The following is a 16,361-nucleotide window of genomic DNA, read 5'->3' as shown; positions in this document are numbered from 1 at the left end:
TCAGGCAAAAATCGTCACGGTCTGTCGGCTCATGGCGATCAACTGCCCGTCTGCATTCCATAGCTTCGCGGCGGCATGACCGTAGCCGTCAGCGGCATGTTCGATTTCAACCAGGTATTTGCACCAGTCCAGCGTGCTCAGTTCAAGCAACGGCTGAACGAATTCGATGGTCCAGGTCAGCGTACTGCCCATCGCCGGTTTGCTCAGGTGCGGTAGCAGCGCCGGCGGCCAGGCGTCGACCAGTGCCAGAATATGCGACTCACTGACCGCCTCTTCCTTCACATCCCCACGCAAACGCACCCAGCCGCCCATCTCGCGGGATTTATTACCGGTAAACGGCAGCCCGCCGACACTCCAGCGCATCGCCAGATGACGCATGAACTCTGGTGTCACACCTTTGATATAGGGCAATTCCTGGCAATCGTCCCAGTGTTTCATCTGCGGTGCCGGGTCGGCGGTCACAGCCACTTCGGACGGACGCGAGGCACCGAAACTGCCCTGGATCAAGGTCACGACCTGGCCCTTTTGCATTGCCCGGCCCAATACCTGGCTGACGGCCTTGCCTTCTCGCAACACATCGACTTCAAAGCTGACCGGCACTTCCGGCTCGACCGGCCCGACAAAGGTGATCGCCAAGGAACGCACCGGACGATCCGCCGGCACCTTGGCGCGCATGGCTTCGTATTGCAAAGCGGCCACCAGGCCACCAAAACTGGCCCGGCCTTGAGCCCATTCGGCCGGGATAGACAGCTCGCGCGGCTGGCTGCGGACGGTGTCGAGCAGATCGGAAAAGCGCATGGAAACCTCAAGAACGGGAAAAGGATGCAGGGATCTTAACCAGCCGGCGAGGACGGCACAGGGCTTATTCTGGCCAAATTGACTGACAGATAAGCCGCGCTCGGTTTGAACACCGACTTCATGCCCAACACAAAACTAATGTAGGAGCTGGCTTGCCAGCGAAAGCGGTGTGCCAAGCAACATCAATATCAACTGACAGACCGCCTTCGCTGGCAAGCCAGCTCCTACAGGGGGTCCGTATTTCCCGCACCTATTGTGGCAAGGCCCTTTTACTCCGCGGGGTTTTCAGGATTTGAAACAGGCGGCGTCGAGTTTGTCGAGAACAAGATCGGCGCGTTCTTCGGCCTTGGCCAGATCGGTTTTCCAACCGGCCACACAAGGCTGCAAATCCGCGTCCTCTTCGGCCCTGGCCAGCCATTGCCAGCAATCGTGCCAATCGCCCAAGGCACCCTGGGCGGCCTTCAACCTGGGCATGGCCGCCTTCGGTAAACGGTCCAGCTCGGGATACGCTTCGATGCCGTAACGCACGCGCTTGATCAGCAGGCGCAGACGGTGGCGATCATGGGCCGGGTCATGCAGCGCCTTATCCAGTTTTTTCCATTGTTTGGCCAGGCGCTTTTCAATGCGTGTGCGCAAGCCCTTGAGCAAGCCTTGGCGCTGGGAAGCCCGCAAAAACCGCGGGAAAGCGTCGAGAATCATCAGCAATTGCCCCAGCTCGGGACTGGCCGCCACTGCCGGATAGGCTTCGGCCATTTGCGCCATGCGCCGGTGCGCCGCCTCGGGTTGACCGTGCTCGAGCAAATACGCCGCCAACACTTCGCGATCGCGCAATGGCGTGGACAAATCACCCACCGCAGACGCCGCCGCTTCCAGCTGTTCGACGCCGGGCAAGCCGCGCAATGGCCGCAGCAGACTGCGCAAACGGCGAACCGTGGTGCGCAGGTCATGCAACGCTTCAGGGTCGGTGCGGGCACTCAGGCGCGCCTGGCAGGCCAGCAAACGAACTTCCAGGCCCAGGACCCGAGCCACCAACCGATCAACCAAGGCAGACATCATTTAGCTCCCGGAATCGAATTTCCCCAGTGGCGCATCATGCCTCAACGGCCGGCGCGCGACTCACGAATATAGAAACGTGCCTTCTCGGCCTTCTTCGAGCAGCCTTCGAACGCTTCGAATTGCTGCTGTGTCTTGGCGCCGGTCAACAGCGACAGCGCCTTGGAATAACTGACGGTCCCGGCAAACCCTTCAGCCTTGGCCAGGTCCAGTTCGCGCCACGCGGCATCGATTCCGCTGGCACAGCTGTCGCGATAGGCGGTTTTGCCGGCGCATCCGGCGAGTGCCAGCGCAATCAGGGGCACACAGATCCAGGCTTTCATCACTCACACCTCAAAGATAGGTAAACAGTCGTGCAGGTAAGACGGTATGGCACGGGAAAAGTGCCTTGACCCCGTCACGGAAACGACAGCGCTGGGAAGAATACCCATCTGCCGCCATGGAGTGTCGAAAAAACGACGCGATTGCCCCACCGAGCGACCTTGGCGATTGAAGCGCGACCCTCGATAGGTGCATTGTTGAACCTTGTCAGACGAGGGCGATTCATGAAAAAGCGTGTCGCACTGGTACTGGGCTCGGGTGGAGCACGGGGTTATGCCCATATCGGGGTCATTGAAGAGATCGAGCGGCGTGGCTATGACATCGCCTGCATTGCCGGTTGCTCGATGGGCGCCGTGGTCGGCGGGATCTACGCCGCCGGCAAACTCGACGATTATCGCGACTGGATCGAGAGCCTCGATTACCTGGATGTGTTGCGCCTGGTCGACGTGAGTTTTCGTCTGGGTGCGATTCGCGGGGAGAAGGTCTTTGGGCAAATCCGCAAGATCGTCGGCGAAATCAATATCGAAGACCTGCGCATTCCGTACACCGCGGTGGCCACCGACCTGACCAACCAGCAGGAAATCTGGTTCCAGGAAGGCTGCCTGCACCAGGCCATGCGCGCCTCGGCGGCGATCCCCAGCCTGTTCACCCCGGTGATGCAAGGCAATCGCATGCTGGTGGACGGCGGCATCCTCAACCCTTTGCCGATCGTGCCGGTGGTGTCGAGCCATTGCGACCTGATCATTGCGGTCAACCTCAACTCCACCAACCAGCGCCACTATCAACTGCCGGTGATCCAGCGCCCGGCCGCGTTCAAGACCCGATTCGACAGCCTGATCAATTCGCTCGGATCGAAACTGCCATTTCGCCGCAAACAGGCGGAACAATTGCTGTTGCTGGAAAAGGAAGCGTTGCTGGCCGAAGGGGCTGACATCAACCCCTGGATCGAATCCGCCGAGCCCGAAGCGCAGCAACCGGCGGCCGCGCCTGAACGCGACGGCGCGCCGAAGTCCGCCACCGGTTCGTTCATCATCGACAATGTGGGCCCGGCGTCGTTGCTGGACTTGATCAACCAGAGTTTCGAGGTGATGCAGACCTCGTTGGCGCAGTACAAGATTGCCGGTTATCCGCCGGATATCCTGATCAACGTACCGAAGCGGGTATGCCGGTTTTTCGAGTTCTACAAGGCGCCGGAGCTGATCGCGCTGGGGCGGGAGATTGCGCGGGATACGCTGGATCGGTATGAGAATGAGCAGAAGCGTGATTCCTGAAGTTCTCGGGTGGATCTAAAGGCCTCTTCGCGGGCAAGCCTCGCTCCTACAGGTTATCCTCACTCAAAAGCCGATACCCCACCCCCGCCTCGGTCACGATAAACCGCGGCCGGGTCGGATCATCCGCCAGCTTCTGCCGCAGATGCCCCACCACAATCCGCAAATAGTGACTGTCTTCGACATGGGTCGGCCCCCAGATATCCTTGAGCAATTGCTGCTGGGTGATGACCCGCCCCGGATGCCGCGCCAGTTGCGCCAGCACCGCGTATTCCTTGCGGGTCAACGCCACTTCGAGGCCATCGAGCAGCACCCGGCGATACGCCAGGTCCACGGTCAACGGGCCGAATGTCAGTGCCGCCTGCTGCGCTTCACCGGCCGGCGCCTGACGCAACAAGGCGCGCACCCGCGCCAGAAATTCCTGGATGCCGAACGGCTTGGTCACATAGTCGTTGGCACCGCCATCGAGGGCCTCGACTTTCTGCCCTTCGCCGGCACGCACCGACAGCACCAGCACCGGCACCGCCGACCATTGGCGAAACTCGCGCAGCACGTGCTGACCGTCCATGTCCGGCAAACCGAGGTCGAGCACCAGCAAATCCGGTTTGTTCAGCGCGGCCTGCGCCAGGCCTTCGCTACCGGTGCCGGCTTCCAGCACTTTGTAGCCCTGGGAAGCGAGGCTGATGCGCAGGAATTTGCGAATCTGCGGTTCGTCGTCGATGACCAGAATGGTCGCGGTCTGGCTCATGGTGTGCGATCGCGGCAAGGTGAGAAGCAAAGGGTATCAGGCTTCACTTTCAAAGCCCGGTTGTTCCTGCACCGGCAAGTGCAGGGTGATACAGGTGCCGCGCCCTTCGATGCCGTCGGCGACGCTGATCCGCCCGCCATGGGCACCGACCATGCCCTGACAGATCGCCAGCCCCAGCCCTGTGCCCTGTCCGCCACGATCGCCCCGCGCAGCGGTGTAGAACATGTCGAAAATTTTCGCCCGTTCCTCTTCCGGGATCCCGGGCCCTTCATCGCTCACCGAAAAAAACAGTTCGCTGTCGTCGGCGCCGACGCGCAATTGCAGGCGCCCCTGAGCCGGTGAAAAGCGTGCAGCGTTCTCCAGCACGTTGACCAGCGCCTGCTCGATCAGCGCGGCGTGGACGAACAGCAATGGCAACTGCACAGGCACTTCGGTGCAGACCTGCAAGGGTGCCAGCACCGCCCGCAGGCGATTGAGCGCACTGCCGACGATGTCGGCCGGCGATACCCAGTCCCGTGCCAGCTTCAGGGCGCCGTGCCCGAGGCGCGTCATGTCCAGCAGGTTCTGGATGTAGCGATCGAGACGTTCAGCCTCATCGCGAGTGCCCTCGAGCAGCTCTCGGCGATCCTCCAGCGGGATGGCTTCCCCGAGGGCCAGCAGGCTGTCGATGCTACCGCGCATGGAGGTCAACGGCGTGCGCAAATCATGGGACACCGACGCCAGCAAGGCACTGCGCAATTGTTCGGTTTCGCCGTGCAGCCGCGCCGCTTCCAGGTCCTCGGCCAGTTGCGCACGGGCCAGCGCCTGGGCCAGCGGCTGGCTCAACGCGGTCAACAAACGCCGACGCTGGCCGCCCAAGGCCTGACCTTCCCTGGCACATACCCCGAGCAGCGCCAGCGGTCCATCCTCCACCGACAGCGGCCACCACCACCAACGGCCGAACGGTAAGGTGCCGGTGCCTGCACCAGCCGGTTGGTCGTGTTGCCAGGCCCAATCGGCAGCGGCGCGTTCAGCTTCGGAAAACTCAAGCGGGCCACCGGTTTCGACTGTCCAGCCACTGTTCCCGTCGCGATTGAGCAGGCACACCTTCAGATCGGTCCAGCCGTTGAGGTGCTGGGCCGCCGCGTTGACCACGGCCTGGCGATCGGTGGCGGCAGTCAGCTTGCGCGACAGGTCGAGCAGTTCCGTGGTCTCTTCCTGGGTGTCGCGCAACGCCCGCAATTGCCGGCGCTGCCGGGCCGCGAGATTGCCGGTGAGCGCCGCCATCAGCAGGAAGAACAGCAAGGTCAGGACGTCTTCTTCGCGCTGGATGCTCAGTGAGAAATTCGGCGGAATGAACAGAAAGTCATAGGTCAGAAACGATAGCGCCGCACAGGCCAGCGCCGGGCCGAGGCTGCTGCGCACCGCCACCAGCAACACGGCGGCAAGGAACACCAGCGAGATATTCGGCAGCGGCAGAACACTCGCCACTGCCCAGGCCAGCGCACTGGCGAGCACCGTCGCCACGAGCGCCAGGGCGTAGTCGAACCAGACCAGCGACTGCGCCGAACGCTGGCGCGGCTGATGCGCTTGTTGCTCGCTGTCGAGGACGTTGATTTCCAGGCCGCGGGCATTGCGCAGCAAGCGTGACGCCAGACCACCGCCGAACAGGCGCCGATGCCAACGCTGCCGGGACTGGCCCACCAGCACCAGGCTGGCACGTCGTTCGGCGGCGTGCTGGATCAGGGTTTTCGCCACCTCGCCGGCGCGCAGCAACACCACTTCACCGCCGAGACGTTCGGCCAGTTGCTGGGCGCTTTGCAGGCGCAGGCGCGATTGCTCGTCGCGCACGCTGCCGTTGTCCACATGCACCAGGCTCCACGGCAGATGCCGCCGCTGGGCGACGCGGCTGGCGTGACGCACCAGCCGTTCGGCCTGGGCATCGCCGTCGACGCCCACCAGCAAACGACCGCGCACCGCCGGTGCTGCCTGGCCGAGCTGGCGATAGCCCTGGGCCAGATCGTTATCGACCTGGGCGGCAGCGGTCTGCATCGCCAGTTCGCGCAGGGCGGTGAGATTGGTCTGGGTAAAGAACGCATCAATGGCCGCCCGCGCCTGCTCCGGCACGTAGACCTTGCCCTCGCGCAGGCGCTCGAGCAGCTCGCGCGGCGGCAGATCGACCAGGAGCAATTCGTAGGCCTCTTGCAACACCCAGTCCGGCAAGGTTTCCCGAACCTGCACGCCGGTGATGCCGCGCACCTGATCGTTAAGGCTTTCCAGGTGTTGGACGTTGACCGTGGTGAACACGTCGATGCCGGCGGCGAGCAGCTCCTGGATGTCTTGCCAGCGCTTGGCGTGGCGACTGCCGGGGGCGTTGCTATGGGCCAGTTCATCCACCAGCGCCAGTTTCGGCCGGGCCGCCAGCAGCCCGTCGAGGTCCATTTCTTCGAGCATCACCCCGCGATACTCCGAACGCACCAGTGGCTGCTGCGGCAAGCTGCCGAGCAGTGCTTCGGTTTCGGCGCGGCCATGGGTTTCGACCACCCCGGCGATGACTTTCACACCCTGGCGCAGTTGGGTATGGGCCGCTTGCAACATGGCGTAGGTCTTGCCGACGCCAGGCGCGGCGCCGAGAAAAACCTTGAGCCGGCCACGGCCATCCCGGGGCAGGTCTGCTAACAGCGCGTCGGCGCGGCCGGAGTTGCTCATGCTTTCGGATCTCTTTTTTCAGGTAGTGATTTGGTGTCTGTGACGCCCTCTTCGCGGGCAAGCCCGCTCCCACAGGGGACAATGGTGGATACAAAATTTGTGACCACTGTTGATTCCTGTGGGAGCGGCGGTGCGGCGATCCGACTTGCTCGCGAATGCGCCACCGCCGATCTACAGGTTCTCAAGCGCCCTGTTCAACGCCAACACATTCACCACAGGCGGCCCCACCAACGGCCGCTCGATGTGCGCCTCCAGCAACTGCTGCAGCCCGGACACCGGCAAATGGCGCGCCGCCGCCACTCGCGCCAGTTGATAGGCAATCGCCGCCGGAGGCAAGTGCGGATCAAGGCCGCTGCCGGAGGTGGTCAGCAGCGCCAACGGCACCGCACCCTGGCCCGGCACCAGCAGTTTATCGGCCTCATCGATCACCCGCGTGGCCAGGGCCGGGTTGCTCGCCGAGAGGTTGCTGGCGCTGCTCGACACGGTGGCAAATGCACCCGCCGACGGCCGAGGATGGAACCAGGCGTCACCGACGAAATCCTGGGCGATCAACGCCGAGCCACGGACCTTGCCGTCGGCGTCGCGCACCAGGCTGCCATTGGCCTGATCCGGGAACGCGACCTGGGCGACACCGGTGACCACCAAGGGGTAGGCGACGCCGGTGATCAGGGTCATCAGGACCAACAGGCTCAAGGCCGGACGTATCAGAGTGGACATTTCAAACTCCTCGAATTCATGGATATCCCACCCTGTAGGAGCGAGCTTGCTCGCGATGGACTTGAAAGCGCTGTGTTGTGTCAGAAAGGGCGCGTTATCGTTAACCACCATCGCGAGCAAGCTCGCTCCTACAGGGGGTGTTCGGTCAAACCAGATGCAACCCCGTCAACAACATATCGATCGCCTTGATCCCCACGAACGGCACCACAATCCCGCCCAGCCCGTAGATCAGCAGATTGCGCCGCAGCAACGCCGCCGCACTCGCCGCCTGCACCCGCACACCGCGCAAGGCCAACGGGATCAGCACCACGATGATCAAGGCGTTGAATACGATCGCCGAGAGGATCGCGCTCTGCGGACTGCTCAGGTGCATGACGTTGAGCACGCCGAGTTGCGGGTAGATCGAGGCGAACAGCGCCGGCAGGATCGCGAAATACTTGGCCACGTCGTTGGCGATGGAAAAGGTCGTCAAGGCGCCGCGGGTCACCAGCAATTCCTTGCCGATCTGCACCACGTCCAGCAGCTTGGTCGGGTCGCTGTCGAGGTCGACCATGTTGGCCGCCTCGCGCGCGGCTTGCGTGCCGTCGTTCATCGCCATGCCGACATCCGCCTGGGCCAGGGCCGGGGCATCGTTGGCGCCGTCACCGCACATGGCGACCAGGCGACCGTCGTTCTGCTCATGGCGAATGCGCGCCAGTTTCTTCTCCGGCGTGGCTTCGGCCAACACGTCATCCACGCCGGCCTCGGCCGCAATCGCCGCCGCCGTCAGCGGGTTGTCGCCGGTCACCATGACGGTGCGGATCCCCAGTTTGCGCAGCTCGGCGAAACGCTCGCGGATGCCGGGCTTGACCACGTCCTTGAGGTGGATCGCACCGAGCAATTTACCTTCGGCGCAGACCAGCAACGGGGTGCCACCACTCTGGGCGATCCTGTCGATTTCACGGGACAGCGCGGGAGCGAGATCGCCGCGTTTAACGCCAACGAACGCCAGCAGCGAATCCACCGCGCCCTTGCGATAGACCCGTCCCTGATAATCGACACCGGACAGGCGAGTCTCGGCACTGAACGGCACCGCTGTCAGCAGCTCGAGGGCCGGCTCGGGCTGTGGATAAGTCAGGCGCAGATACTCGGCAATAGATTTGCCTTCCGCCGTGTCATCGGCCAGCGAGGCGAACAGCGCGCCTTCGGCCAGTTCCCTGGCGCTGACACCCGGCGCGGTATGGACCGCGGTGCAACGCCGATTACCGAAGGTGATGGTGCCGGTCTTGTCCAGCAGCAGGACGTGCACGTCCCCCGCCGCTTCCACCGCGCGACCGGATTTGGCAATCACGTTCAAACGCACCAGACGATCCATCCCGGCAATCCCGATGGCGGACAGCAACCCGCCGATGGTGGTCGGAATCAGCGTGACCAACAACGCCACCAGGAACACCAGCGGCAGGCTGCCATTGGCGAAGTGGGCGAAGGGTTGCAGAGTGACGACCACCAGCAGGAAGATCAGCGTCAGACCGATCAGCAGGATGTCGAGCGCCACCTCGTTCGGGGTTTTCTGGCGTTTGGCGCCTTCGACCAGGGCGATCATGCGATCCAGGGTCGACTCACCGGGGTTGGCGGTGATGCGCACCAGCAGCCAGTCGGAGACCAGGCGGGTGTTGCCGGTGACGGCCGAACGGTCGCCGCCGGACTCGCGAATCACCGGCGCGGACTCACCGGTAATCGCCGCTTCGTTGACCGCGGCGATGCCTTCGATCACCTCGCCGTCACCGGGGATCATTTCCCCGGCTTCGACGCGCACCACATCGCCCTTGCGCAAGCTGGCCGCGGGCACGACCTGGAAGGCGCCGCTGGCGGTTTGGCGCCGGGCGCTCAAACCTTCGCTGCCGGCCTTGAGGCTGTCGGCGCGAGCCTTGCCGCGACCTTCGGCCAGGGCTTCGGCGAAGTTGGCGAAGAGCACGGTGAACCACAGCCACAGCGCGATTTGCGCAGCGACAAAGGTCGGCACGGCGCTGTCGGGAATGAAGCACAACACGGTGGTCAGGACGGCGGCCAGTTCGACCACCAGCATCACCGGCGCACGCTGCAATTGCCGTGGGTCGAGCTTGACGAAGGCTTGCACCAGCGCCGGGCGCCACAGGGCCGAGATTGCGGTTTTCGGTTGTTCAGGGGCCTTGACGGTGGCGGTTTCAGTGACGGGCATATTCATCATCCTGCTCCTAAAATAAAGAGGCTCAGAAGCCCATGCTCAGGTGTTCGGCAATCGGGCCCAACGCCAGGGTCGGCAAGAAGGTCAAGCCACCCACCAGCAAAATGGTCACGGTCAGCAAAGTCACAAACAGCGGGCCATGGGTCGGGAAGCTGTTCTGGCCGATCGGCGCGGTCTTCTTCATCGCCAGGCTGCCGGCCAAAGCCAGTACGGGCAGGATGTAACCGAAACGACCGATCAACATGCCCAGGCCCAGCATCAGGTTATGGAACGCGCTGTTCGCACCGAAGCCGCCGAACGCGGAGCCGTTGTTGGCACTGGCCGAGGTGTAGGCGTACAGCAACTGACTGAAACCATGGGCGCCGGGATTGCTCACCGCGGCGCCAGGGCCGGGCAGACTGGCCGCAATGGCGCCGAGCACCAGCACGCCGACCGGCATCACCAGCAAGGTCACCACCAGCAGTTGCACCTCCCTGGCCTGCAGCTTCTTGCCGAGGTATTCCGGCGTGCGACCAATCATCAGCCCGGCGAGGAACACCGCGATCAGCACGTTGAGCAACATGCCGTACAGCCCGGCGCCGACGCCGCCGAAGATCACCTCGCCGACCATCATGTTGACCAGCGCCACCATCCCGCTCAGCGGGTTGAGGCTGTCGTGCATGCCATTGACCGAACCGTTGGACGCCGCGGTGGTGGTCACCGACCACAGCACTGTGGCCGTGGTGCCGAACCGCGCTTCCTTGCCTTCCAGCGGCGCGGTCTGTTCGACGGCGACGTTGTCCAGGGTCGGATTGGGCTGATACTCGGCCCACAGCGAAGTCGTGCCGCCGATCAGGAACAGCGCCAGCATGCAGGCGATGATCGCGCGGCTCTGACGCAGGTCCTTGACGTAGTGACCGAAAGTGAACACCAGCGCCACCGGGATCAGGATGATCGACGCCATCTCGAACAGGTTGCTCCAGGCCGTCGGGTTCTCGAACGGATGCGCCGAGTTGACGCCGAAGAAGCCACCGCCGTTGGTACCCAGTTGCTTGATCGCAATCTGGCTGGCCGCCGGGCCGAGCGGGATCACCTGATCGACGCCCTGCATCGTCACCGCATTCACGTACTGGGCGAAGGTTTGTGGCACGCCCTGCCAGACCAGAAACAGCGCCAGCAGCACGCACAGCGGCAGGAGGCCGTAGAGGGTCGCGCGGGTCATGTCGACCCAGAAGTTGCCCAGGGTTGCGGTCGACTTGCGACCGATACCGCGACACAGCGCCACCAATACCGCCAGGCCGGTCGCGGCGCTGACGAAGTTCTGCACGGTGAGGCCGGCCATCTGGCTCAGGTAGCTGAGGGACGCTTCACCGCTGTAAGCCTGCCAGTTGGTGTTAGTCATGAAACTGATGGCGGTATTGAACGCCAGGGTCCATTCCTGACCCGGCAAGTGCTGCGGATTGAGCGGCAAATGGTCCTGAAACAACAGGATCATGAACAACAACAAGAAGCCCGCGAGGTTGAAGGCGAGCAAGGCCAGGGTGTAGGTCTGCCAGCTCTGTTCGGCCTGCGGATCCACACCGGCCACTTTGTAGCACCCGCGCTCGACCGGTCCGAGGATCGGGGTCAGCCAAGTGCGCTGCCCCTCCATGACCTGGTAAAAAAACCGCCCGAGAAACGGCGCCGGGATCAGCACCACGGCCAGGAAGGCGAGAATCAGCCAATAGTCATAACTGTGCATGGCCGCCCCTAGTTCCGATCCGCGCGCAACAGCGCAACCAACAGATAAATGAACAGCCCCACTGCCAGCAGCAGCGACACTCCATCCAGAACGCTCATGGAAATTCTCCGTGTTACGGCGTATTGCCGCGTGTGCAGTCATTGTCGGCAGGGAGGCTGTAAAGGAACGAGATCGAGGGGGGTGGCGGGGTATAAAGAAAGCGTAAAGATTACGGTGGTGTTCGGGCGGAGCTCTGCGCGATCAACCCGCGACTCCGGACCGGTCAACGCCAAATAGTCAGCAGTGTCCACACCTGCTACTCGCATCAGCGCACGCTTTAAGCAAGAATGTCGGCCATTGAAGACTATTGCCGGAATAATACCCATGAATGTAATTGCCACCGATTTGCCCGGTGTTCTGATCATCGAACCGAAAGTCTTCGGTGATGAACGAGGGTTCTTTTACGAGAGCTTCAACGCCAAGGCTTTTGAGGATGCCACTGGCCTTAACACTCAATTTGTGCAGGACAATCATTCGCGCTCGCGAAAAGGCGTATTGCGTGGGCTGCATTACCAACTGGAAAACGCCCAGGGCAAACTGGTTCGCGTGACGGCCGGTGAAGTACTCGATGTAGCCGTGGATATTCGCCGCAGCTCGCCGCACTTCGGTAAATGGGTTGCTGTGCGCCTGTCCGCCGACAACCATCGCCAGCTCTGGATCCCGGAAGGTTTTGCCCACGGTTTTGTGGTGTTGAGTGATTTCGCCGAGTTTCTCTACAAGACCACCAACTACTACACGCCATCTGCCGAGCGCAGCATCCGTTGGGACGATCCGGACATGGCCATTGACTGGCAACTGGACGAAGCTCCGCAACTGTCTGCAAAGGATCAGGCTGCGAAGTTCTTAAAGGACGCGGAGGTTTTTGCGTAACCCTAAGCGATTGGCGCAGATGCATCGGGCATAACAGGCATAGAATGGAACCACCGCGAAAATAAATCGCTCAAAGTGGTATGCACGATCGATTGGCGAAACCCGCCAACCGGCCTGCCCTCAAGGAGAGCCCTATGCCCTGGTATGCCTGGTTGATTCTGGTCGTTGCAATCGGCTCGATCGTTGGCGGTTTGATGATGCTGCGCGACACCGCGCACAAGGTCGAACTGACCGAAGAGCAACGCAAACGCGTCGCTGAACGCAACGCGCAAGCGGATGCCAAGGATGCGCAGGACCGCTAGATCTAAAGATCAAAAGATCTGAAGATCTGAAGATCGCAACCTGCGAGGGATTCACAATCCGTAGGAGCTGCCGCAGGCTGCGATCTTTTTCGCTTTTTATTTCTCCCAATCCGCCTTGGCAATGTGCAAGCCATGCAGCCCTTTGTACGCCGCACGCTCCGGCTGGCTCCAGCCCGCAAGCAGCGAATCCTCCAACCGATAAATCTCCACCCCAAGCGGTCGACATACGCTCAGCGGATCCTGCGCATCCGGCCCCCACATGGCCAGCGAAAGATCGCCGCCCGGACAGGTTGACAACGCACACAGCAGATCGATTTCGGCAAAGAACTCCAGGTAGTCCCCCTTCTGTGCCGGACAGGCCTTCATGAAGTACATGTCGTCGTGATTCAGGCCGGTGCACTGGAAAATATTCAACACGTCATGCACGTCGAACTCGGTCAAACCATGGGGCAACACCGCACGGGTCAGGTTCGAATGACAGTGATGATGGAAGTCTTCCCCGGTGAGCATTTTGTTCACATAGGGGTCGCATCGGGTGCCGAGCAAATCGTGCAAGCGACCACCATGCTCATCGATACCGTAACCGGCCAGGCTGTCATCGGTGATGGTCATCAGCGGCCGTAAAAACGGCAGGTTCGACCAGAGCCGGTCATGGGTACTGACATGCGCGCCTTGCAGCTGTCGGGTCCGGGCCGCCCACAAGCGTTCGCGCGGGTCATTGGCATTCCACACATTGAAATCCCCGACCTGCGGGCCCACTGGCGTCGTGACCCGGAACACATGCCCGGCTGGCACCTTCCACGCGCGACCGGTGCGGATCGGCACCTCAAAGGCTTCAATCAGCGTGCGCCCATCCTTCGTATCGCGGATCCGCTCGTAAAACGCTGTGTCCACCTGCAAGGCCGAACCCTTGCTGACCTGGTAGGCCGCCGGATAGTCTTTGTACATGGCACGAATCCTCGATCAGTGTTGGGAGATTGGGGCAAGCATCTGCAGCAAGAGCTGTTCGGAATCGTCGAGATACAGGCTCATGGCGTCCTCGGCCGCGCGTTTGTCGCCTTCGACCAGCCACTCATGTATCTGTCGATCGCGCACCAGCCACGGCGCCTGAAATCGTGATTCGTCAGGGGCGGTGCTGAACACCAGGCGCAACTGCGCGACGACATTGGTAAAAAACTCATCGAACAAAGGGCTGCGCAGCAACCCGACGATGTGTTGATGAAACGCCAGGCTGTGGGTACCGACGGCACGCCAATCTTCGCGTTCCCGGGCCAGCTCGGTGGCTTCCAGGGCTTGGAGCATCCGATCAGATTGAGCGTCGCGCAACGGCCGACTCGCGCTGATGGCTTGCAATTCCAGAGTGCGACGCACATTAAACAGGTCCCGCACGTCCTCGACGCCCAGTTGGCGAACCATGACGCCTTTGTTGCGCACATAACGGGTCAGACCTTCCTGCCCCAGGCGATGTAACGCTTCTCGAATAGTGTTACGGGATGCGCAGTAGGCTGATACCAGATCGTTTTCCACCAGCGCCATGCCAGGCAGCAAACGCCCACCGATAATGTCGGCGCGCAGCTCAAATGTAATGTGGTCAGCCAGGGACAATTCGCTGCTCATGCTTGTTACCTCCTGATTGTTCAACAATCGTCGGTTAACAAGTAATCACTATTCGTGCCAGCTAAAACAATGTAGCTAAGACTAAGTTTGACGCATCTGCATGCTTTTTAGCAGTAGAAGTACAGTCACCATTTAATTTTCATTGGTTAATATGGTGCATTGTTGCGGAGATTCGAAATGCGTTACTCGCAGGACCATAAAGCTCAGACCCACCGACGTATCATCGAGGAAGCATCAGCGCGTTTTCGTCGCGATGGGATTGGCGCGACCGGCCTGCAGCCGCTGATGAAAGCGTTGGGTTTGACTCACGGCGGCTTCTACTCGCATTTCAAGTCCAAGGACGAACTGGTAGAAAAAGCCCTGCAAGCGGCGGGAGATCAGGTAGACGTTATTTGCGCCGAACTGTTTGCCCAGGATCAACCGCTGGAAACATTCATTGATGCCTATTTGTCCGAATGGCACCAGACTTCACCGGATGAAGGTTGTCCGCTGCCGACCATGTCGTCGGAACTCGGCCTGCGCGGTCAGCCAAGCCCGACCTCTGACGCGGTGCTCAATGCACGGCTCGACCAAGTGCAAGCCACCCTCGAAAGCGAGGATGCCGCCGACCGCGCCATTGTCATCATGTCGACCCTGGTCGGGGCGCTGCTGCTATCGCGCAGTGTCGAAAATCCGCAGTTCGCCCAGCGGATTCTCGACATCACCCGCGCCTATCTCAAACGAACCGGGGATTAACCCTGCCAGCGCTTGAACAGCACGCTGGCATTGACCCCGCCAAAGCCGAAGCCATTGGACAATGCGTATTCAATGGCCATCGGCCGTGCCTGACCATGGACGATGTCGACGCCTTGGCTAGCGGGGTCCGGGTTATCGAAATTGAGGGTAGCCGGCACTACCTGATCACGAATCGCCAACAGCGTGAAGATCGCCTCGATTCCGCCTGCCGCACCGAGCAAATGCCCGGTGGCAGATTTGGTCGAGGACACCGCAATGTTGTTATCCGTACCGAACACCGCCTTGATGGCGGCCAGCTCACTAAGATCTCCAATCGGCGTCGAGGTTGCGTGGGCATTGAGATGCTGCACCTGCGCAGGTGAAATACCCGCCTGTGCCAATGCCAGCAACATGGCTCGCTGTGCACCGCCGCCATCCTCTGGTCCGGCAGTCAGGTGAAAGGCATCGGCGCTGGTGCCGTAACCCACCAGCTCGGCCAACGGTTGCGCGCCGCGAGCCAGGGCATGCTCCAGGGATTCGATCACCAGAAGACCGGAGCCCTCACCCATGACGAAGCCATCGCGACCGCTGTCGAACGGCCGCGAAGCACGCTCCGGGGTGTCGTTGTACGCACTGGACAAGGCGCGAGCCGCGGCAAATCCGGCCAGACTGACGCGATCGATCGCCGCTTCCGCACCGCCGCACACCGCAATGTCCGCTTCACCGCAACGAATCAGCCGCGCCGCATCGCCAATCGCCTGGACCCCGGCCGCGCACGCCGTCACCGGAGCACCCAACGGCCCCTTGAAACCGTGCTGAATCGACACATGACCGGCCGCGAGGTTGACCAGAAACGAAGGAATGGTGAACGGCGACAATCGCCGCGGGCCCCGGCTGTCCGTGGTCCGCACCGCATCGGCAATCGCGCCGAAACCGCCCACGCCGGAACCGATAATGGTCGCCGTACGCTCCTGGGCATTGGCGTCCAGCGCCTGCCAACCCGCTTGCTCGATTGCCTGACGAGCCGCCTCCATGGCAAACAGAATAAAGCGGTCCATCTTCTTCTGCTCTTTGGGCGACGTGGCCCGGTCCGGGTCAAAACCGGCCTCGGCATCTTCAGCCAGGGTCGGCACTGCACCACCGACCCTGGTCGCCAGATCGGCAACCACCTCGTCGGGCAAATTGCGCACCCCGGAACGTCCCGCCAACAAACGCTGCCAGACGGCTTCTACACCGCTACCCAACGGCGACACCAGGCCCATGCCTGTTACAACCACTCGACGATCACTCATACCGCAATTAC

Annotated in this window: 16 protein-coding genes; 4 read left to right on the top strand and 12 right to left on the bottom strand. The window is 61.9% G+C overall.

The window, feature by feature from the left end; genetic code table 11:
* From F8N96_RS22325 to F8N96_RS22315, 3 genes are all read right to left on the bottom strand, one after another.
* Positions 1-798: an acyl-CoA thioesterase gene (locus F8N96_RS22325; RefSeq protein ID WP_150799652.1), complete on the bottom strand. Its 798-nt coding sequence runs from the start codon at positions 796-798 to the stop codon at positions 1-3.
* Between the two features lie 285 nt (positions 799-1,083).
* Positions 1,084-1,851: a CHAD domain-containing protein gene (locus F8N96_RS22320; protein ID WP_150799651.1), complete on the bottom strand. Its 768-nt coding sequence runs from the start codon at positions 1,849-1,851 to the stop codon at positions 1,084-1,086.
* 44 nt (positions 1,852-1,895) lie between these two features.
* Positions 1,896-2,174 carry a hypothetical protein gene (locus tag F8N96_RS22315; RefSeq protein ID WP_064678948.1) on the bottom strand — a complete coding sequence of 93 codons (279 nt, stop codon included), beginning with the start codon at positions 2,172-2,174 and terminating at the stop codon, positions 1,896-1,898.
* Positions 2,175-2,396: 222 nt separating this feature from the next.
* Between F8N96_RS22315 and F8N96_RS22310 the strand changes: the two genes are divergently transcribed.
* Positions 2,397-3,443, top strand: a complete 1,047-nt coding sequence (locus tag F8N96_RS22310) for a patatin-like phospholipase family protein (protein WP_150799650.1) — start codon at positions 2,397-2,399, stop codon at positions 3,441-3,443.
* Positions 3,444-3,489: 46 nt separating this feature from the next.
* On the opposite strand, the gene F8N96_RS22305 is transcribed toward F8N96_RS22310, so the two are convergent.
* The 6 genes from F8N96_RS22305 to kdpF form a co-directional block, all read right to left on the bottom strand.
* Entirely contained in the window at positions 3,490-4,188 is a 699-nt protein-coding gene (locus tag F8N96_RS22305; protein WP_150799649.1) for a response regulator, read from the bottom strand.
* 36 nt (positions 4,189-4,224) lie between these two features.
* The gene (locus F8N96_RS22300; RefSeq protein ID WP_150799648.1) at positions 4,225-6,876 is read right to left on the bottom strand and encodes a sensor histidine kinase; all 2,652 of its coding nucleotides are present in this window, start codon (positions 6,874-6,876) and stop codon (positions 4,225-4,227) included.
* Between the two features lie 171 nt (positions 6,877-7,047).
* Entirely contained in the window at positions 7,048-7,593 is a 546-nt protein-coding gene (gene kdpC / locus F8N96_RS22295) for a potassium-transporting ATPase subunit KdpC (RefSeq protein WP_150799647.1), read from the bottom strand.
* A gap of 145 nt (positions 7,594-7,738) precedes the next feature.
* On the bottom strand, positions 7,739-9,799 hold the full coding sequence (kdpB, locus tag F8N96_RS22290) for a potassium-transporting ATPase subunit KdpB (protein WP_412071820.1): 2,061 nt from the start codon (positions 9,797-9,799) through the stop codon (positions 7,739-7,741).
* A 22-nt stretch (positions 9,800-9,821) separates the two neighbouring features.
* Positions 9,822-11,516 (bottom strand): potassium-transporting ATPase subunit KdpA, encoded by a 1,695-nt coding sequence (gene kdpA, locus F8N96_RS22285; RefSeq protein WP_150799645.1) that lies wholly within the window; start codon positions 11,514-11,516, stop codon positions 9,822-9,824.
* Positions 11,517-11,524: 8 nt separating this feature from the next.
* On the bottom strand, positions 11,525-11,614 hold the full coding sequence (gene kdpF / locus F8N96_RS22280; protein WP_007899818.1) for a K(+)-transporting ATPase subunit F: 90 nt from the start codon (positions 11,612-11,614) through the stop codon (positions 11,525-11,527).
* A 265-nt stretch (positions 11,615-11,879) separates the two neighbouring features.
* Between kdpF and rfbC the strand changes: the two genes are divergently transcribed.
* Both rfbC and F8N96_RS22270 read left to right on the top strand, forming a co-directional pair.
* The gene (gene rfbC / locus F8N96_RS22275) at positions 11,880-12,425 is read left to right on the top strand and encodes a dTDP-4-dehydrorhamnose 3,5-epimerase (protein WP_150799644.1); all 546 of its coding nucleotides are present in this window, start codon (positions 11,880-11,882) and stop codon (positions 12,423-12,425) included.
* A gap of 134 nt (positions 12,426-12,559) precedes the next feature.
* Positions 12,560-12,727 carry a DUF2897 family protein gene (locus F8N96_RS22270; RefSeq protein ID WP_150799643.1) on the top strand — a complete coding sequence of 56 codons (168 nt, stop codon included), beginning with the start codon at positions 12,560-12,562 and terminating at the stop codon, positions 12,725-12,727.
* 96 nt (positions 12,728-12,823) lie between these two features.
* Here F8N96_RS22270 and F8N96_RS22265 read toward each other — a convergent pair whose 3' ends face one another.
* Positions 12,824-13,675, bottom strand: coding sequence for an urea carboxylase-associated family protein (locus tag F8N96_RS22265; protein ID WP_150799642.1), 852 nt, complete (start codon positions 13,673-13,675; stop codon positions 12,824-12,826).
* 15 nt (positions 13,676-13,690) lie between these two features.
* Entirely contained in the window at positions 13,691-14,344 is a 654-nt protein-coding gene (locus F8N96_RS22260; protein WP_150799641.1) for a GntR family transcriptional regulator, read from the bottom strand.
* 177 nt (positions 14,345-14,521) lie between these two features.
* On the opposite strand from F8N96_RS22260, the gene F8N96_RS22255 reads away from it, so the two are divergent.
* Positions 14,522-15,079: a TetR/AcrR family transcriptional regulator gene (locus tag F8N96_RS22255; protein ID WP_150799640.1), complete on the top strand. Its 558-nt coding sequence runs from the start codon at positions 14,522-14,524 to the stop codon at positions 15,077-15,079.
* Here F8N96_RS22255 and fabF read toward each other — a convergent pair.
* Positions 15,076-16,350 (bottom strand): beta-ketoacyl-ACP synthase II, encoded by a 1,275-nt coding sequence (gene fabF, locus F8N96_RS22250; protein WP_150799639.1) that lies wholly within the window; start codon positions 16,348-16,350, stop codon positions 15,076-15,078. The genes F8N96_RS22255 and fabF overlap by 4 nt on opposite strands.
* Positions 16,351-16,361: the final 11 nt, after the last annotated feature.

The organism is Pseudomonas fluorescens, from assembly GCF_902497855.1.
Lineage (GTDB): Bacteria > Pseudomonadota > Gammaproteobacteria > Pseudomonadales > Pseudomonadaceae > Aquipseudomonas > Aquipseudomonas fluorescens_BI.
The sequence above is the reverse complement of the archived record's forward strand: the minus strand, read 5'-3'. Positions and strand labels throughout refer to the sequence as shown.